Annotated in this window: 21 protein-coding genes; 16 read left to right on the forward strand and 5 right to left on the reverse strand. The window is 49.9% G+C overall.

The window, feature by feature from the left end:
• Window positions 1–59 precede the first annotated feature (59 nt).
• On the reverse strand, window positions 60–998 hold the full coding sequence (locus HRU79_07720) for a hypothetical protein (protein ID QOJ26540.1): 939 nt from the start codon (window positions 996–998) through the stop codon (window positions 60–62).
• 226 nt (window positions 999–1,224) lie between these two features.
• On the opposite strand from HRU79_07720, the gene HRU79_07725 reads away from it, so the two are divergent.
• Window positions 1,225–1,821, forward strand: coding sequence for a hypothetical protein (locus HRU79_07725; protein ID QOJ26541.1), 597 nt, complete (start codon window positions 1,225–1,227; stop codon window positions 1,819–1,821).
• Here the strand turns inward: HRU79_07725 and HRU79_07730 are convergent, their stop codons facing one another.
• On the reverse strand, window positions 1,822–3,687 hold the full coding sequence (locus HRU79_07730) for a T9SS type A sorting domain-containing protein (GenBank protein QOJ26542.1): 1,866 nt from the start codon (window positions 3,685–3,687) through the stop codon (window positions 1,822–1,824).
• A gap of 148 nt (window positions 3,688–3,835) precedes the next feature.
• A complete protein-coding gene (locus HRU79_07735) occupies window positions 3,836–4,198 on the reverse strand; it encodes a GIY-YIG nuclease family protein (GenBank protein ID QOJ26543.1) in 363 nt (120 codons plus the stop codon).
• A gap of 1,811 nt (window positions 4,199–6,009) precedes the next feature.
• On the opposite strand from HRU79_07735, the gene HRU79_07740 reads away from it, so the two are divergent.
• Window positions 6,010–6,666 (forward strand): tRNA glutamyl-Q synthetase, encoded by a 657-nt coding sequence (locus HRU79_07740; GenBank protein QOJ26544.1) that lies wholly within the window; start codon window positions 6,010–6,012, stop codon window positions 6,664–6,666.
• An 11-nt stretch (window positions 6,667–6,677) separates the two neighbouring features.
• On the opposite strand, the gene HRU79_07745 is transcribed toward HRU79_07740, so the two are convergent.
• A complete protein-coding gene (locus tag HRU79_07745; protein ID QOJ26545.1) occupies window positions 6,678–7,589 on the reverse strand; it encodes an IS3 family transposase in 912 nt (303 codons plus the stop codon).
• 16 nt (window positions 7,590–7,605) lie between these two features.
• On the reverse strand, window positions 7,606–7,851 hold the full coding sequence (locus HRU79_07750) for a transposase (GenBank protein QOJ26546.1): 246 nt from the start codon (window positions 7,849–7,851) through the stop codon (window positions 7,606–7,608).
• A 366-nt stretch (window positions 7,852–8,217) separates the two neighbouring features.
• Between HRU79_07750 and HRU79_07755 the strand changes: the two genes are divergently transcribed.
• From HRU79_07755 to rpmC, 14 genes are all read left to right on the forward strand, one after another.
• Window positions 8,218–8,625, forward strand: coding sequence for a 30S ribosomal protein S12 (locus HRU79_07755; protein QOJ26547.1), 408 nt, complete (start codon window positions 8,218–8,220; stop codon window positions 8,623–8,625).
• Window positions 8,626–8,637: 12 nt separating this feature from the next.
• A complete protein-coding gene (gene rpsG / locus HRU79_07760) occupies window positions 8,638–9,105 on the forward strand; it encodes a 30S ribosomal protein S7 (GenBank protein ID QOJ26548.1) in 468 nt (155 codons plus the stop codon).
• 43 nt (window positions 9,106–9,148) lie between these two features.
• The gene (gene fusA / locus HRU79_07765) at window positions 9,149–11,194 is read left to right on the forward strand and encodes an elongation factor G (GenBank protein QOJ26549.1); all 2,046 of its coding nucleotides are present in this window, start codon (window positions 9,149–9,151) and stop codon (window positions 11,192–11,194) included.
• 100 nt (window positions 11,195–11,294) lie between these two features.
• Window positions 11,295–12,500: an elongation factor Tu gene (gene tuf / locus HRU79_07770; protein QOJ26550.1), complete on the forward strand. Its 1,206-nt coding sequence runs from the start codon at window positions 11,295–11,297 to the stop codon at window positions 12,498–12,500.
• A 76-nt stretch (window positions 12,501–12,576) separates the two neighbouring features.
• On the forward strand, window positions 12,577–12,885 hold the full coding sequence (rpsJ, locus tag HRU79_07775) for a 30S ribosomal protein S10 (protein QOJ26551.1): 309 nt from the start codon (window positions 12,577–12,579) through the stop codon (window positions 12,883–12,885).
• Window positions 12,886–12,897: 12 nt separating this feature from the next.
• Window positions 12,898–13,518, forward strand: coding sequence for a 50S ribosomal protein L3 (gene rplC / locus HRU79_07780; protein QOJ26552.1), 621 nt, complete (start codon window positions 12,898–12,900; stop codon window positions 13,516–13,518).
• Between the two features lie 10 nt (window positions 13,519–13,528).
• Window positions 13,529–14,188, forward strand: coding sequence for a 50S ribosomal protein L4 (gene rplD, locus HRU79_07785; protein ID QOJ26553.1), 660 nt, complete (start codon window positions 13,529–13,531; stop codon window positions 14,186–14,188).
• Window positions 14,185–14,484: a 50S ribosomal protein L23 gene (gene rplW, locus HRU79_07790; protein ID QOJ26554.1), complete on the forward strand. Its 300-nt coding sequence runs from the start codon at window positions 14,185–14,187 to the stop codon at window positions 14,482–14,484. Before rplD ends, rplW begins: the two co-directional genes overlap by 4 nt.
• A 45-nt stretch (window positions 14,485–14,529) precedes the next feature.
• Complete coding sequence (rplB, locus tag HRU79_07795) at window positions 14,530–15,366, forward strand: 50S ribosomal protein L2 (GenBank protein QOJ26555.1); 837 nt, start codon at window positions 14,530–14,532, stop codon at window positions 15,364–15,366.
• Window positions 15,367–15,384: 18 nt separating this feature from the next.
• Window positions 15,385–15,672: a 30S ribosomal protein S19 gene (gene rpsS / locus HRU79_07800; GenBank protein QOJ26556.1), complete on the forward strand. Its 288-nt coding sequence runs from the start codon at window positions 15,385–15,387 to the stop codon at window positions 15,670–15,672.
• A 9-nt stretch (window positions 15,673–15,681) separates the two neighbouring features.
• Entirely contained in the window at window positions 15,682–16,035 is a 354-nt protein-coding gene (gene rplV / locus HRU79_07805) for a 50S ribosomal protein L22 (protein QOJ26557.1), read from the forward strand.
• A gap of 1 nt (window position 16,036) precedes the next feature.
• Window positions 16,037–16,684 (forward strand): 30S ribosomal protein S3, encoded by a 648-nt coding sequence (gene rpsC, locus HRU79_07810; GenBank protein QOJ26558.1) that lies wholly within the window; start codon window positions 16,037–16,039, stop codon window positions 16,682–16,684.
• Window positions 16,685–16,709: 25 nt separating this feature from the next.
• On the forward strand, window positions 16,710–17,144 hold the full coding sequence (gene rplP, locus HRU79_07815) for a 50S ribosomal protein L16 (protein ID QOJ26559.1): 435 nt from the start codon (window positions 16,710–16,712) through the stop codon (window positions 17,142–17,144).
• The gene (gene rpmC / locus HRU79_07820) at window positions 17,131–17,337 is read left to right on the forward strand and encodes a 50S ribosomal protein L29 (GenBank protein QOJ26560.1); all 207 of its coding nucleotides are present in this window, start codon (window positions 17,131–17,133) and stop codon (window positions 17,335–17,337) included. The genes rplP and rpmC overlap by 14 nt, the downstream gene beginning before the upstream one ends.
• The last annotated feature ends 15 nt before the right edge of the window (window positions 17,338–17,352 follow it).

The following is a 17,352-nucleotide window of genomic DNA, read 5'->3' on the forward strand; positions in this document are numbered from 1 at the left end:
GTGACGACCATCATGTACTGACTGTAGTTTTGACCAAGCAATGAAGCTTGAGCTTTGAACTAGGGAATATTATGAAAAATGTAGTTCTTGAATGCCCCAACATGTCTGCCGCATAATAGTTTTTGCTCGATACCCGAGATAATACGATACTTTAATTTCTCATGTCTGAGTAATGGCCTGCGCAGAATTTCTTTGCCGTCGTAGTTCAACAAATATGTCCAATTCATCTCGGAAATTCGCTTTTGCATAATTGCAGGATGGCTTCCCTTGTATTCCGGTATCTTGGAGAGATTGCCATACTGGTACATTTCAGTTGCCGGCTTGGGTGTTGCTCCATGGTATTGTTCATGCATTGAGGTGCTTTTACGCTGCATATAGTCGGGCGGTCGAACATAGCCGTAATGAAAGATCCGTGCTCCGCTGTCGGCAACATGAAGCTTGTGCGTTCCCTGATGCTCTCCGTACATTAACGGGTTGAAATCCGGGATCTTTCGGAACGATTGTGCATCCATCCAGGAGTGGATATCCGGATGGTTCCGTATTACTCGTATCTCGTACGGATACCAAGCGTGTGATGTATGATAGTGATTGTAGTCGCCCCAGAAGTGAAAATACTTCATAATCATACCCTCAATATGATGATTATGGAGCAAATCGGAACATCTCTTGTGCAGTATGGGGATGTCAGCTTCATGCAGCACCTCATCTGCCTGCAGGTAGAGGAGCCAGTCGCCGGTACATTCAAATCTTGCTATGTCGGTTTGGCGTGCGTACTCTGTGCCTCCGCGGAACTCATCAGCCTTCCAGTCAGTATCAACAATCTTTATTTTCTCCGAGCCAATTGCCTCGATGTCCTGCCGTGTAGTATCGCCTTTGTCTCCCTGAGCAACGGCAATAATAAATTCATCAACAAGTGGAAGAGCGCTTTGAATTGACTCGATGAATGGATACGCAAGCATCGGAGCGTTGCGACAAAACGTGAAGCCTGAGATTTTCATACTGCAAAGATGCGGTTATTCGATTATTGAGTCTGGCGCGTCTGGTTATATTGAAGCAATGAACATACAACAGCGTTTGCTAATCGGACGTAGAAGAATGAAAATTGTCAGCAGGACGAATGAATGAGATATAGTGTGGCAGTAGTTGCACTTCTAGCTGCAACAGTGATGACATCGTTCAGCGCGCAGGGTCAAAAGCGTAAGCATAAAAAATAACCAGCCAATTGTGTTCACAGAAGTATGGATCTGGGAATATGCACGGCCTGGCTGTTCTGCTCAGGAAATGGAAGTGTATTACCATCCAGGGTTGCGGTACTGGCTTATCCCCGGCACATCCCTCGAACCCTACGAAGAAATGGTACGGTGGTACATGCTAAAGCCGGACGGTGAGGTTTTAGAAGCGTATTCGGACGCTGAGTACAGGGCATCTAATCTGCTTGCGTCGTACCGGTACGACACAACCACGTACAGTAGTTTTAATGCAGGTTGGCAGAAGGGGACAGATCGACAATTTGTTGGTGATTCATTGTTATGGTCGAGAACATTTACGGCAACAGAATATGTAATGCCCACAGTAAAAACACCTGAACATAAACAAATATATTTAGCAGACACCTGGGTAAATCTCGCCCCGCTGTATGCATTTAATTCAATTGATCTACCGTGCAAACTACCGATAGCATTTCCGCATGGATTCCCTTCGAACATGGTGGTTGTAAAGGGGCGTACAACACCAGTGTACGGCGATGTATCATACAATCTTAAGCATGTGGGCTTCACGCAGTATTACGTAAATCTGCACGATTACCGGCGAGTCAGGTAACTAATCAAGCTTTATAAAACTTGCTGTATGAATTAGCCCCTTAACATCGGTAACACGAATGGTGTACATCCCGGCAGCAAGCGCGTGCAGCGACAGTGTTGCAGTACTGCCTCCAATGAAAGCGTCAACGCACCGTTCTCTTCCATACGTATCGGTAAGTACAATGCTGCTGAGAGGGGGCTCAGGCAGGCGCACAGTAATACTACCGGTTGCCGGTGTTGGATATACTGTGAGGGGACTGCTTTTAGCCGGATTGGAGGCAACAGAAGAAACCTGACCTGTAAGAAGAACAGCTTCGACAGATAATGCCGGAATCGTTAGTGTGAGCTTATTGTCGCTCACTGTAGCGGCGGTCTCATTGAGGGCATTATTTGCTTTACTGACAAAAGATTCTTCATCGGGAAGGTTGTGCAATAAGTATGCCTTGTAGTGACCATCGGGTACGACGAAATCCTTAATCTCAACGCTGCAAGGAGCTTCATTATCAGTTCGCCGGTTAACAAAGATGATAGTTAAAGAGTCGTTGGCTATATTTACTGAAGCATACGCACTAATGAGGTTATCGTTGCTAGATGTGGCCTTAACGCTGATCGTCTTTCCGTAATTGCTAAATAAATTCATAACCTCCCACATGCCCGGCTTCCAGTACCAGGGCGAAAAAAACTCTACCCCATGATTTGCAAATGTTCCTAACGTTGATGCGTATGCATTGGCCATGACATTCGCGTCTGTTGTCTCGAGAGCGTATTCTGAAATTCCGATGGTAATTCCATGGTTTGCACCGAAGTATTGGTCAAGCCATCCGTTAATTCTCCCAAGGATGTTTTCATTGGTAATTGAATTACCCCATCCTGACGGATCAGTGAGTTTAACACCATTTGCTCCCGGATAGGTGTATGCTGTGTCAAAATAAACTCTATGTCCCTGGAGTATATCAGCTGCCTGAGCCTCTCCCGGATAGCTGTGAATATCAACAACATCAAGAACTCTTACACCGGTAGCCTGCTCTTCTTCCGCACATCGCTTTATAAAATATTCGAGCCACACATATTCCTTGCCTCCTGCTGAGATTATTTTGTTATCCCATGCATACCATTGCCACTCAGATGCCGGGACAGGTCCGCACAGCTTTATTCCCGGAGCCTTTGTTCTTGCCTTGTGTGCAACATCAAAGTAGCGTTGCATGAACTCCTCAGGTGTTGGCTGGCCGTTAAAAATATCATCGTGAGTATCGCCCCATATATCGGGTTCATTATCCATATCCCAGTAAAGATTATTAGCAACCTTGAGTTGCCCGTTGTCGTCGGTCCCAAACCACTGTGTTAAAAGATCGGTGGTTGAATCAGCATCCCAGAGTTGCAGATAAGAGTTGGGGTTACCTTCTGTTTTCGCTGCGCATCCCCCAGCATCATTTGGAATGCCGCCACCAGCCAGATTCTGACACGCACCCGACCACCATTGCGAGCCGTTGTACTGCCAGTCGTTAAAGTTGGCAGAGGATGTCTTCGCAGCAAAGCCTGTCAGTTGAAAGGCCCACATGGTCTGAATGCCCGGCAGGTTCTTCTGCAGCCACAGAGCATTGTTGGTCCAATCGTGTGCATAAACATTGTTATACCAGTCTGGGTGACTGCTGATGTTTTTCTTCCAGTTGTATTTGGAAGCATTGTTGCCAGTATTCTCGCGGGCAAATCGCAACCCGGCATCGCGCATACGAATTACTTCCGCCTCCGGAACCGGGTCGCCCGGCGAGGCAGGTCCACAATTGTTCTTACCAAAGATGTATGGTGAAATCGTGGTGCGGTTATCTGTTGCCGAAACTATAATTGTTGTTTCAGCAGCAGACGCAGGGAGAAGCAGAGACAGCACAGCGATACAAAATAGACAGGCACGGATCATGGTAGTGTTCACGGTGTATGATGGTAATCTGCTGCACAGCATATCAGAGGTAAGGATAGGAAGTGTCTGATTTGCATTAGTGTCAGCTCTGCACTGTGTTAAGGGTTGTAATGCACGGTCATGGTTTTCGGATATTATAGCCGTTATTGTTAAAAGGCTGTAAATCGTCGATAAACATCTCTTCAAGTTCCTTTAGCTCATCAGAATAATCTTTAATCGTAGTAGCATCTTTTTTTATCGTACTCAGAATATCAAATCTAAATGCAGACTCACCGAATATACTCCAGTCTTCCTGAAGTGCTTTGTTCGGATGAACACCAGCCTGCAACTGGAACACATGACGATTCCATATTGCATTCAGGTTAGCAGTGCTCCCAACAAATATCTTGTTGTTTGTCGTGTTTTTGATTGCATATACGCCAATTGGGATATCCATGTTCTTGTATTGTGTTTTTAACTCTTTTTTTGATTGTTCAGTCATTATAGTATCGGATGGGTGATAATTGGAAATCAAAGACAACACCAAAAATACACAGACAAAATACGATAAGAGCGATGGGAATGAACCTTGTAGTATCCACTATTCTCGGTTGTGAAATGGGCCTGGGGAGGTGTAGGGGTAGTCACACTTTCCTGTCATTCATGCACTATACCTAAAAGCAATTGCTCCGGAATTCCAGATGTTTATTTGTAGGCTGTGCAACGCAGCCGATCGGCCGAGCTGTGGTGGTAGGTGGTGATGCACGATGGTGGTGGCGGAGGGGGAGGGGCCCGCAGGGCGTAAACCGTCCGCTTGGAATGTTTGCCGTGGTTTGGCCGCGCAGAACGGGTTGAGTTAAATCGTAATGCGGATGCGAACCCGGTGGGGCAACCCCGGGTGGCCGCCCGCACGAATCAACGTTGAACACAATGCATAACCGTAGGGGCGGGTTTCCCTCCCCTACGAAACGAAATAGAAAACAATACGAATCCGTACGGCCGTTGTCACAATATCCTGTCGTCCTTCCACTATACCTAATAGCAATTGCTCCGGAATTCCAGATGTTTATTTGTAGGCTGTGCAACGCAGCCGATCGGCCGAGCTGTGGTGGTAGGTGGTGATGCACGATGGTGGTGGCGGAGGGGGAGGGGCCCGCAGGGCGTAAACCGTCCGCTTGGAATGTTTGCCGTGGTTTGGCCGCGCAGAACGGGTTGAGTTAAATCGTAATGCGGATGCGAATCCGGTAGGGGCGACCCCATGTGGCCACCCTGCCGCACATGGTCGGCCTGTACGGAACATCATAAAATACAATACAAAATTGGCGGGATTGCCTATTGTGGATGCACGGCCGTGAACCCCGACGTTCTGACCATTAAAAGATTTAATAAATCTTATGATTCTGTCTCCCCCTCCCTAAAGCCCGAAGGGGGCCGGGTGGGGCCGGGAGTGGGGTCCGAAACGCGCATTACGATGGACGAGAGAATGAGGGCTCATGGACATGAATCACCGTAGGGGCGTGTATCAAATCCACCCGAACGAAACACCATAAAAAACAATAATATCGTAGGGGCGATACTGTGTGGTCGCACACTTCATGTGGCATCCTAAAAAAACACACATCAAAAATCGGGTTCACGGGCGTGCGCTCCTGCGTCAAACAAAAACATTGAAACAGGCTCCCCTCCCTAAACGCGCGTGCGCGTTTGGGGAGGGGGCAGGGGGACGGGCCCGAAAGGCGCATTATGGGGGACGAGAGGCGAGAGAATGAGGGGTCATGGACATGAATAACCGTAGGGGCGTGTATCAAATCCACCCGAACGAAATAACATAAGAAATGATAATATCGTAGGACGATACTGTGTGGTCGCCCATTTCATGTGGCGTCCAAAAAAAAACACACATCAAAAATCGGGCTCACAGGCGTACGCCCCTACGTCAAACAAAAACATTGAAACAGGCTCCCCCTCCCTAAACGCGTGTGCGCGTTTGGGGAGGGGGCCGGGGGAGGGGCCCGAAAGGCGCATTATGGGGGACGAGAGGCGAGAGAATGAGGGGTCATGGACATGAATAACCGTAGGGGCGTGTATCAAATCCACCCGAACGAAATAACATAAAAATGATAATATCGTAGGACGATACTGTGTGGTCGCCCATTTCATGTGGCGTCCAAAAAAAAACACACATCAAAAATCGGGCTCACAGGCGTACGCCCCTACGTCAAACAAAAACATTGAAACAGGCTCCCCCTCCCTAAACGCGTGTGCGCGTTTGGGGAGGGGGCCGGGGGGTGGGGCCCACCCCTTATTTTTCGCATGATGAAACCGCTACGTACCCGCATAGCACCCACGCCATCCGGTTATCTCCACGAAGGCAATGCCGTTAACTTTATGATAACCTGGCTAAAAGCCAGGCAGTCGGGAGCCGAGATACTGCTGCGGATCGATGATGCCGATACTGACAGAGTTCGTCCGGAGTACGTACAGGACATTTTCGATGTTATGCACTGGCTTGGCATCAGCTGGGACATCGGGCCACAGACGCCTTCCGGACTGTACAGCGAGTGGTCGCAGACGCACAGAACCCATCGCTACCAGCAGGTGTTGGGTATGCTGCGTGACTCCGGTGCACTGTTTGCCTGCTCCTGTACCCGCTCTCAGATACGTCAGCATGATGCGGCCATGCGATATACCGGAGAATGTGTGGGAAAGGGGCTATCGTTCGAGGCACCAAACGTAGTGTGGCGATTGCGCACACCCCATACCATGAACCTTCGGTATCCCGTAGTACGGCAGCGGAACGGCAGTCCGGCATATAACCTAATCACCGTAGTGGACGACGTTGACTACAATATCACCAACATTGTTCGGGGAGCCGACCTTGAAGATGCTACAGCCGTCCAGCGCTACCTGGCAGAACGGTTACCGTGTCTAAGCCCCTTTACGGACATCACCATTGGAGTGGTCCCATAAAAATGGACACATTAGGGTAGGTGTTTTTGGTTACGAAAGTAGTTGTTTTCAAAGTCAACGGGGGTTGTATATCCAAGTGTTGAATGCAGTCGTCTGCGATTATAAATGTTCTCGATGTAGTGTGCTGCCTGACGCTTCAGGTGCTCGAGATCGACGAAGTTGATGTCGTTGAATTCTTCGGTCTTGAGCGTGGCAAAAAAGGATTCTACTGGTGCGTTGTCCCAGCAGTTTCCCTTGCGGCTCATGCTCTGCGTTGCTTTACAGTAGTCAGTCAGAAACTGGCGATAGCCTGCCGCAGCATACTGCGAACCGCGATCACTATGAATGAGCATGCCGGTGGCATAAGAACGGTTCTTCCAGGCCTTCCAGAGTGCCGTGATGGTGAGCTGTTGCGTGATCGTCTCTGACAGATGCCAGCCAATGATGCGACGCGAGAACAAATCCATCACCACCGCCAAGTACACATAGCCAGCGTTGGTCTGTACATAGGTGATGTCGGCAGCCCAGACGGTGTTCGGTTTCGTGACGGTAAAGTTGCGATTGAGCCGATTGTCGGCCACCGGGTGCTGATGTTGCGAGTCGGTAGTTTGCACCAACGCACGCCTGGGCGTGCGCTTGACACGGATGCCGTCTTCCCGCATCAGCCGGCGCATTTTGTGACGGCCTGCCACAAGGTTGCCTCGCCGCAGTTCCTTGTACATCCGGCGGCTGCCGAAGGTATGGTTGGACTTCTCATCAATCTCGCGCATGGCACGCACCAGCTTGCGCTCATCGTCACTAAGCTGAGGTTCAGGTCGCTTTAACCAGGCATAGTAGCCGCTGGCACTCACCTGCAGCACATGGCACTGCAGGCGCGCACCGGCCAACAGTGCCGGTGGTTGTTGATAAACATGTATTTCAGTCCCTTCCCGGCGGAGCGGCAAAGATCGACATCGCTTTTTAAAATGGCCAGTTCCATTTCTGCACGCTCAGCGCGCTTACGCAAGGCTCGTACTTCGGCGGCAAGCTCGTCAGGTGTCTTCTGCCCGGCAGCTGCTGCAGCTCAAGCGTACGCTTCCAGTACGATAGTCGCTTGACGTCGATGCCAAGCTCACGGGCCACCGAGGCCAGCGTACGTCCCGCAGCTACCATCTCAGGGGCGCGACGTTTAAATGCTTCATCATAAATGCGAGGTGGATGTTTCATTGCTCTTTCCTTAGATTTTTGGAAAATTACACCTTCCCCGTAGTGTCCACTTTTTCAGGACCACTCCACCATTGAACATCACTCATTAATTTTGGACACGGAAGGGGCTAAGCTTTCGAAAACAGCCGGGAGCAGCCCAATTGATCGCAACCAGGCAACCCTTGAACGGGTTGTTTCCTGTGCCCGGGAACGCGCCGGTGAGGCATGGATAGCATCCGGCAGGTAAAATATCAGCAGAAACCACCACTGATTTTTCTGCTGTTATTTGCACAAAACCCTCCCGACCTCTATTTTTGCAAGCTCTACAGGTGCGAAAGTACTCTTTCGTGCCCTTTGTATTACAGGAAATTAGACGAGCCAGACGCAATGCCAACAATCAGTCAGTTAGTCCGGAACGGACGTAAAGTGGTCACCGAGAAGAGCAAATCTCCGGCCCTTCAGTCATGCCCTCAGAAGCGTGGCGTATGTACACGGGTTTATACAACCACTCCCAAGAAGCCCAATTCCGCGCTTCGGAAGGTGGCTCGTGTACGGTTGTCGAATAATATCGAAGTGACGGCATATATACCGGGTGAAGGACACAACCTTCAGGAGCACAGCATTGTGATTATACGCGGTGGTCGGGTAAAGGACCTGCCTGGTGTTCGGTATCACATTGTCCGTGGTGCCGCTGACACCCAGGGTGTTGCCAAGCGTATGCAGGCACGTTCAAAGTACGGCGCCAAGCGTCCAAAGCCGGGAGCACCCGCTGCCGCTGCGAAAGGCAAGAAATAAAAGGAAAGAACTATGCGTAAAAAACGTTCAGACAAGCGGCGGACATCGCCCGATCCTCGATACAATGATGTTACGTTGGCAAAATTTGTCAACAACGTTATGGAAGACGGCAACAAGAGCAAGGCACGTGCAATTGTGTACGAAGCCTTTAGTATCGTAGCCGATAAAACCAAGGAAGAGCCATTGGAAGTGTTTCGCCGGGCAATGCAGAACGTAGGGCCTGCCATTGAAATCAGGCCACGTCGCGTTGGCGGAGCAACATACCAGGTACCTATGGAGGTCCGCGAGGAACGTCGTATAGCCCTGGCAATTCGCTGGATTAAAAAATTCGCATCAGAACGCCGTGAGCGCACGATGGCTTCGAAGTTAGCCAACGAGATCATGGCAGCCGCAGGCGGAGAAGGTGGTGCCATCCGCAGGCGTGATGAAATGCACAGAATGGCCGATGCAAACCGTGCTTTTTCGCATTTCCGCTGGTAAAGCACCACTCAGTTCTTTGACTTACCTGGAGTAACCAACCGGAATGCCGCGTACCGTGGACATATCGAACGTTCGTAACATCGGCATCATGGCTCACATTGATGCCGGGAAAACAACCACCACGGAGCGCATTTTATACTATACCGGAGTACTGCACCGTATGGGTGAAGTTCATGAGGGAACAGCCTTTACGGACTACATGGAGCAGGAGAAAGAGCGTGGAATCACCATCACATCGGCAGCTGTTAGCTGCACGTGGCGCAATCACCTCATTAACATCATCGACACTCCTGGCCATGTGGATTTTACCGCTGAAGTTCAGCGTTCATTACGGGTATTAGACGGCTCGATTGCGCTTTTTTGTGCTGTTGCTGGTGTTCAGCCCCAAAGCGAGACCGTGTGGCATCAGGCCAGCCAATACCATGTCCCCCGGATTGCCTTTGTGAACAAGATGGACCGAGTGGGTGCCAACTTCATGCGGGTGCTTGAAACCATGCGAAGTCGGCTTGGAGCGCGTCCAGTAGCTGTTCAAATACCCAATGGTTCCGAAGATCAGTTTAAGGGTGTCATCGACCTTATTCGTATGGAATGTATCACCTACGATGCCGATGACGGTAGCAAATTTGATATTGGGCCTGTCCCCGGGCACATGCAGCAGCAGGCGCAACAGGCTCGTGAAGCAATGATTGAAAATGTAGTCGAGTTTAACGATGAAATGCTGGAGCGATATCTGAGCGGCGCCGAGATAACCGAAACAGAAATCGTACAGGCATTGCGATCCGCCACGCTTAACAATCACATCACCCCGGTGTTGTGCGGTACATCACTTAAAAACAAAGGCGTGCAGCAACTGCTCGATGCCGTACTTGCATACCTGCCATCGCCGGCGGATGTTGGGGCGGTACACGGACACAGCATTAAAAATGCTGATAAAGAGGAAACACGCCAACCGTCTGACGAAGCCCCCTTCAGTGCCCTGGCCTTTAAAATCATCACTGACCCGTTTGTGGGACGCTTAGCATTTGTCAGGGTGTATTCGGGAACCCTTTCGGCAGGACAGCAGGTGCTGAATGTAGGGCAGGACAAAAAAGAGCGGGCAGGAAAGATTTTGCGAATGTCTGCAAATAAACGCGACGAACTTCCGGAAGTCTATGCAGGCGATATTGTAGCCATCCCGGCACTGCGGTTTACCCGCACCGGCGATACACTTACAGACCCCAAGCATCCACTCCTGCTTGAACCGATTGAGTTTGCTGAACCCGTGATCAATCAGGCCATCGAGGCGAAGACCCTAGCAGATCAGGATCGTCTCCTCGATGCCCTGCAGCGGTTAATGGACGAAGACCCTACCTTTAGGGTAAACACCGATCCAGAAACCGGGCAGATCATCATAAACGGTGTCGGCGAATTACATCTGGAGATATTAGCCGACAGACTCAACCGTGAATTTAATATTCCCGTTAAGGTTGGGAAACCCCAGGTAGCCTATCGAGAAACGGTATCTGCCGTCGCACAAGGATCGGGCGAATTCGTCCGCAATGTTGCAGGCAAGAGCCAATTCGGACAGGTCACGTTAGAAATACGTCCGAACGACCCCGGAAAAGGCCTCGAGTTTAAAAATGAACTCACAAAAGAGACACTTCCGGAGTTGTACGTTAAGAGTGTAGAGAAGGGGGCTATGGAAGCCCTCCGAGTAGGACCCGTTGCAGGATACACCATGATTGATGTTATGGCAGTCCTGATTAACGCTCAGTACATCGAAGAGGATGCCACCGAAACAGCTTTTACTGTAGCCGCATCAATTGCGGCACGCGAGGCTGCCCGGAACGCAGGCCCCATTTTAATGGAGCCGGTGTTTACCGTCGAAGTGGTAACTCCGGAAGAATACGTTGGCGAGGTTATCGCCGACTTAAACTCAAGGGCAGGCAGGATAGAAGGTATTCAGTCGCGGGATATTATGCAGGTAGTTACAGCACTGGTACCGCTGGCGAATATGTTTGGGTATGTAACCCAGTTGCGATCACTGACGCAGGGTCGAGCATCATATTCGATGAAGTTTTTTGGCTACGAACAACGAAATAGTCGGTAGTTCAAAAAAATTCCGTACCTTTGTCTTCTGTCCTAACCAGAACAATTGAATTTAATAACACAGTACTATTTAACCTACTGCAACCTGAGGAGTTTGCATCATGGCCAAAGAAAAATTTGATCGGTCTAAACCCCACGTAAACGTTGGCACCATTGGCCACGTTGACCACGGCAAGACAACACTAACAGCTGCCATCGCATCATGCCTGGCGGCCAAAGGGCTGGCTGAAAAGCGCTCATTTGATTCAATTGATAACGCTCCGGAAGAGAAAGCTCGTGGGATAACGATTGCCACGTCGCACGTTGAGTACCAGACAGCCAACAGGCACTATGCCCACGTGGACTGTCCGGGTCACGCTGACTATGTAAAGAACATGATCACCGGTGCAGCACAGATGGACGGAGCAATTTTGGTTGTGGCTGCAACAGACGGACCGATGCCTCAGACGCGTGAGCACATTCTGCTTGCCCGCCAGGTAGGTGTACCGCGTATTGTGGTCTTTATGAACAAGATCGACATTGCCGACCCTGAGCTTGCAGAACTGGTAGAGCTGGAAATTCGTGAGCTGCTCAGCAAGTATGAGTTCCCGGGTGATGAAATTCCGATTATTCAGGGATCTGCACTTAAGGCTTTGGAAGCTGCTACCAGCGGTGCCGACGGAAGTCATCCCGACATGGAATGCATCTTTAAGCTCATGGATGCAGTTGATGAATACATCCCCACGCCACAGCGCGATGTAGACAAACCATTCCTGATGCCGGTTGAAGACGTGTTCTCAATTACCGGTCGTGGTACAGTAGGTACCGGTCGTATTGAGCGTGGAATTGTGAAGGTAAACGAGGAAGTAGAAATCGTAGGCTTTGGTCTGCAAAAGAAGAGCACCGTAACCGGCATTGAAATGTTCCGTAAACTTCTTGATGAAGGACGTGCTGGTGACAACGTTGGGTTGTTGCTGCGTGGCGTGGACAAGGAAGAGCTTGAGCGTGGCATGGTTATCTCCAAGCCCGGCTCAATCACACCGCACCATAAGTTCAAGGCTCAGGCCTATGTTCTTACCAAGGAAGAAGGCGGACGTCATACTCCGTTTATCAAGGGATACCGTCCCCAGTTCTATTTCCGTACAACCGACGTAACGGGTGTGCTTGAACTTCCTGCCGGTGTTGAAATGATTATGCCTGGTGACAATATTGACAACCTGGAAGTGGAACTGATTACACCAGTTGCCATGGAAGCCGGTCTGCGCTTTGCTATCCGCGAAGGTGGCCGTACAGTTGGCGCCGGTGTTGTAACTGCAATTATCGAATAACGAATTATAACCGAGAACAAAAGCGGGTCGCAGGCCCGCTTTTGTTCTCAATCTTAACCTGTATCGGAGACCACGAGTGGCAACCCAACGGATACGCATAAAACTTAGATCGTATGACCACAACCTTATTGACCGTTCGGCCGATAGGATTGTACGCACCGTGAAGCAAACGGGCGCTGTAATCAGCGGTCCTGTACCGCTGCCGACAGAACGTTCGGTTTATACCGTACTGCGTTCACCCCACGTTGATAAAAAAAGCCGTGAGCAGTTCGAAGCTCGCGTACACAAACGATTGATTGACATCTTCAGTTCTACTCAAAAAACCATTGATGCCCTGATGCGCCTTGAGCTGCCGGCTGGTGTTGATGTGGAAGTGAAGGTTTAACAGGACACGGAAATGAGTGCGATTCTTGGACGTAAGCTGGGAATGACCAGCATTTTTACAGAAGACGGTCGGTTTGTGCCGTGTACCGTGATCGAGGCAGGACCTTGCCCGGTTGTGCAGGTAAAAACTAAAGAAAATGATGGCTACGAAGCTGTTCAAATTGGCTACGAGCAAATCCCCGATCGTAAGGTAAACAAGCCCAACGCCGGGCACTTTACCAAGAACGGTACAACGCCGCAACGCTATTTGAAAGAGTTTAAACAACTTGTTGATAAAGTGAAGTCCGGTGATGTTGTTACCGTTGAGTCTTTCGCCGTAGGCGATACCGTTAAGGTATCGGCTACCAGCAAGGGTAAAGGCTTCCAGGGCGTTGTACGGCGTCACCACTTTGGTGGTGTTGGTATGACTACGCACGGACAGAGTGACCGCCCTCGTGCTCCAGGCTCGATTGGTTCTTCGTCATATCCATCCAGAGTATTTAAGGGGCTCAGAATGGCGGGAAGAATGGGCGGAACCCGTATTTCGGTACGGAACCTTGAAGTCATGCAGATAAATCCGGCCGACAATATCCTTATCATCAAAGGTAGTATCCCCGGTCCAATGAACGCCGTTGTGGAAATCGTAAAGCTGTAGGAAACCGAACATGAAAGTTGATGTACATACAAAGGACGGAGCCAAGTCGGGCACGGTAGAGTTACCAGACTCAGTATTTAATGTTGAGCCTAGTGAACATGCCATGCACCTTGCCATTCGTGCCTACCTTACCAACCGTCGGCAGGGTACACATAAAACAAAAACCCGTTCCGAAGTCAGAGGTGGTGGCAAGAAGCCCTTCAAGCAAAAGGGAACGGGCGGTGCTCGCCGCGGCTCAAGCAGATCTCCGCTCCTGCCCGGAGGCGGTACCATCCATGGTCCGTTTCCACATCCATACCACCTTGATCTTCCAACAAAGGTAAAACGCCTGGCTCGCAAGTCGGCACTTACCCTGCGTGCACGAGAAAACAACGTTGTTGTTGTTGAAGATTTCTCGGTGGATACACCCAAAACCAAACAGATAGCCTCGGTATTAAAAAATCTGAATATCGACGGTAAGAAAATTCTTATGCTGCTTCCGGCTACTGATCGCCAGCTTGTACTCTCAGGCAGGAATATCAAGGGGCTGAGCAGTTTTCCGGCCGACAAGATATCGGCATACGACGTGCTGAATCATTCCACACTACTGATATTTAAAAGTGCCGTACCGGTTTTAGCCAAGAGCTTTGGAGACGACCAGCAGGCAGATAACTCAGGAGATGAAGCATGATAACGGTATTAAAACGACCAATCATCACCGAAAAAGCTACGAAGCTTGGACATCTCAATCAGTATGTGTTTGAGGTTGACCCGAACGCCAACAAAATTCAAATCAAAGAGGCCGTGAAGGCCATGTTTGAAGTTGATCCTGTTAGTATTCGAACAGTTCGCATAAAGGGTAAAATAAGGCAGCGTATGACGCGAAAAGGAATTCAACGCGGCCGCACAAACCTGAAAAAGAAAGCATATATCACCCTGAAAGAAGGACAATCGATCGACATTGTTGCCGGAGGCGGCGAGGAATAATCTCCTCCCGACTCTGTAGGCAGCATTTGATCACGGAGCAAGAAAATGAGCACCCGCAGTTTAAAACCAATCACTCCCGGCACACGGTATTACAGCGTGAGTACGTTCGACGAAATCACAACGTCGAAACCGGAAAAATCGTTGCTTGAGCCCCTTAAAAAAAGTGGCGGACGAAACAATACCGGACGCATCACTTCGCGTCACCGCGGTGGTGGTCACAAACGGATGTACCGCAAGATCGACTTCAAGCGCAACAAACACGGAGTCGAAGCTACCGTCCGTACTATTGAATACGATCCGAACCGCACATGCCGCATTGCTTTGCTGGAATATGCCGACGGTGAAAAGCGATACATTCTTGCACCTGACAAAGTTAAAGTCGGCGACAAGCTTATGAGCGGTGCCGGTGCTGAGCTTCGCGACGGTAATGCGATGCCTCTTAAAACAATGCCTTTTGGTATGGTGGTGCACAACATCGAAATGAAACCGGGCAAGGGCGGACAAATGGTACGGTCGGCCGGCACATCGGCACAGTTTGTTGGAATTGATAACGGTAAAGCCCAGATCAAGCTTCCATCAGGTGAAATTCGAATGGTTCCCGGTGACTGCCTGGCAACGCTTGGAACTGTAAGCAACACCACGCACGAAAATATCCAGCTTGGCAAGGCAGGCCGTACACGCTGGTACGGTATTCGTCCGCAAACCCGTGGTATGGCAATGAACCCCATCGATCACCCGAACGGTGGCGGTGAAGGGAAGTCCAAGTCAGGTGGCGGACGTAAGCACCCACGTTCACCATGGGGACAATTAGCAAAGGGCCAGAAGACGCGGAAGACCAAGAAGGCTTCAGGCAGCATGATTATTCGCAGACGAAACGCATAACACGGAGAAGCTACATTTATGCCACGTTCACTAAAGAAAGACCCGTTTATCAGCTTTAAGCTGATGAAAAAAGTGGTTGTCTTAAACGAGATCGGAAAAAAAACAGTTGTGAAAACATGGAGCCGGGCCTCGACAATTGCTCCCGACTTTGTTGGCCACACCTTTGCAGTACATAACGGCAATAAGTTTATCCCGGTGTATGTAACCGAGAACATGGTGGGTCACAAACTTGGTGAGTTCGCACCCACTCGTATGTACAGAGGTCACAGCGGAAATCGTAAAGACTTAAAGACGGGTAAGAAGTAAGGAATCATTATGGAAGCACGAGCAATTAAGCGTCATACACGGTCATCACCACGCAAAATGCGTCTTGTGATTGACCTTATTCGTGGGAAATCTGCACAGGAAGCACTTGCGATTTTGCAGTTTGCCAACAAAGCAGCAGCAAAAACTGCCGAAGAAACTCTGAAGTCGGCAATCAGCAACCTTACCCGCCCGCACCCGGAAATCGATCCAGAAACCATCGTGGTGAAAGAATGTTTTGTGGATCCCGGGGTAACAATGAAACGAATATCACCGGCACCGCAAGGGCGCGCGTATCGCATTCGGAAGCGGTCACACCATTTAACAATTGTAGTAGCAACTCCATCAGTAAGCCAAGGATCGTAGCGTGGGTCAGAAGACCAATCCAATAGGAATGCGTTTAGGCATCATTCGCCAATGGGACGCAAACTGGTTCGACGAAAAGAACGTCGCCGAGAAACTTCAGGAAGACCTGATGATTCGGAACTATCTTAAGAACCGTTTAAAGAAAGCGGGACTGTCCCGTGTTATTGTGGAGCGTACTGCTAAGCAGGTGCGCATTACAATTACAACATCCCGTCCGGGAGTTATTATCGGCAGGTCCGGGAAGGACATTGCCCAGCTTGAAGAAGAGCTGAAAAAACTCACCAAGAAGGATGTAAAAATATTGATTAGTGAGATTAAACGTCCTGAACTTGACGCTCAGCTGGTAGCTGACAACATTGCCTCACAGCTTGAAGGACGGATCTCGTTTCGTCGCGCTATGAAGAATGCCGTCAGCAGCACTATGCGAGTTGGTGCAGAAGGTGTCCGCGTAATGTGCTCCGGCCGTCTGGGCGGAGCTGACATGAGCCGCACCGAACAGTACAAGGAAGGCCGTGTACCGCTTCATACGCTTCGGTCAGACATTGACTACGCCATGGGGCGTGCCGAAACAGTTTACGGTTCAATTGGTGTAAAAGTATGGATTTGCCGTGGCGATATTATCGGCAAACAACAAAACAAGGAACAATAAGAATTTAGCAAGGTAGGACTAAGCAATGCTTATCCCCAAAAGAGTAAAACATCGTAAAACCCACCGGGGCCGTCGCCGCGGGAAAGCCTATCGCGGTTCAACCGTAGCACTTGGTTCGTTTGGATTAAAGGCTCTGGAAGGAGCCTGGATTACCAACAGGCAGATCGAGAGTGCACGTATTGCCATTAACCGTTACCTGCGCAGGGACGGTAAGGTGTGGATTCGGATCTTCCCGGACAAACCGGTGACCAAGAAACCTGCCGAAACCCGAATGGGCTCTGGTAAGGGAAATCCGGAAATGTGGGTTGCCGTTGTAAAAGCCGGCAGAATATTATTTGAAATTGACGGCGTTTCTGCTGAACGTGCCAAGGAGGCAATTCGGCTGGCATCACATAAGTTGCCGGTTAAGTGCAAGTTCGTGCAGCGCGCAGACATGGAGGAAGCAAATGAAGTCGCGTAAAGCATCCGACCTGCGGAGCTTATCAACCCAGGAAATCGAGGGATTCCTGAAAGAAAGTGAAGAAAGCATCGTGCGGCTTCGCTTTCAGGCAGCTCTTGGCCAGCTTGATGATACCTCGACGGTAAAAACCATGCGCAAGGATATTGCGCGAATGAAAACAATTTTAACAGAACGCAAGAAGCTCAGCAACTGAGGCGGATCATGATAG

It is taken from the genome of Ignavibacteria bacterium, from assembly GCA_015709655.1.
GTDB lineage: Bacteria > Bacteroidota > Ignavibacteria > Kapaibacteriales > Kapaibacteriaceae > OLB6.

What these genes read in the sequence shown, in the direction of transcription:
- HRU79_07720 (QOJ26540.1), bottom strand. Translation starts at nt 998, where the DNA reads ATGAAAATCTCAGGCTTCACGTTTTGTCGCAACGCTCCGATGCTTGCG.
- HRU79_07735 (QOJ26543.1), bottom strand. Translation starts at nt 4,198, where the DNA reads ATGACTGAACAATCAAAAAAAGAGTTAAAAACACAATACAAGAACATG.
- HRU79_07740 (QOJ26544.1), top strand. Translation starts at nt 6,010, where the DNA reads ATGATGAAACCGCTACGTACCCGCATAGCACCCACGCCATCCGGTTAT.
- HRU79_07750 (QOJ26546.1), bottom strand. Translation starts at nt 7,851, where the DNA reads ATGAAACATCCACCTCGCATTTATGATGAAGCATTTAAACGTCGCGCC.
- HRU79_07755 (QOJ26547.1), top strand. Translation starts at nt 8,218, where the DNA reads ATGCCAACAATCAGTCAGTTAGTCCGGAACGGACGTAAAGTGGTCACC.
- rpsG (QOJ26548.1), top strand. Translation starts at nt 8,638, where the DNA reads ATGCGTAAAAAACGTTCAGACAAGCGGCGGACATCGCCCGATCCTCGA.
- fusA (QOJ26549.1), top strand. Translation starts at nt 9,149, where the DNA reads ATGCCGCGTACCGTGGACATATCGAACGTTCGTAACATCGGCATCATG.
- tuf (QOJ26550.1), top strand. Translation starts at nt 11,295, where the DNA reads ATGGCCAAAGAAAAATTTGATCGGTCTAAACCCCACGTAAACGTTGGC.
- rplC (QOJ26552.1), top strand. Translation starts at nt 12,898, where the DNA reads ATGAGTGCGATTCTTGGACGTAAGCTGGGAATGACCAGCATTTTTACA.
- rplD (QOJ26553.1), top strand. Translation starts at nt 13,529, where the DNA reads ATGAAAGTTGATGTACATACAAAGGACGGAGCCAAGTCGGGCACGGTA.
- rplW (QOJ26554.1), top strand. Translation starts at nt 14,185, where the DNA reads ATGATAACGGTATTAAAACGACCAATCATCACCGAAAAAGCTACGAAG.
- rplB (QOJ26555.1), top strand. Translation starts at nt 14,530, where the DNA reads ATGAGCACCCGCAGTTTAAAACCAATCACTCCCGGCACACGGTATTAC.
- rpsS (QOJ26556.1), top strand. Translation starts at nt 15,385, where the DNA reads ATGCCACGTTCACTAAAGAAAGACCCGTTTATCAGCTTTAAGCTGATG.
- rplV (QOJ26557.1), top strand. Translation starts at nt 15,682, where the DNA reads ATGGAAGCACGAGCAATTAAGCGTCATACACGGTCATCACCACGCAAA.
- rplP (QOJ26559.1), top strand. Translation starts at nt 16,710, where the DNA reads ATGCTTATCCCCAAAAGAGTAAAACATCGTAAAACCCACCGGGGCCGT.
- rpmC (QOJ26560.1), top strand. Translation starts at nt 17,131, where the DNA reads ATGAAGTCGCGTAAAGCATCCGACCTGCGGAGCTTATCAACCCAGGAA.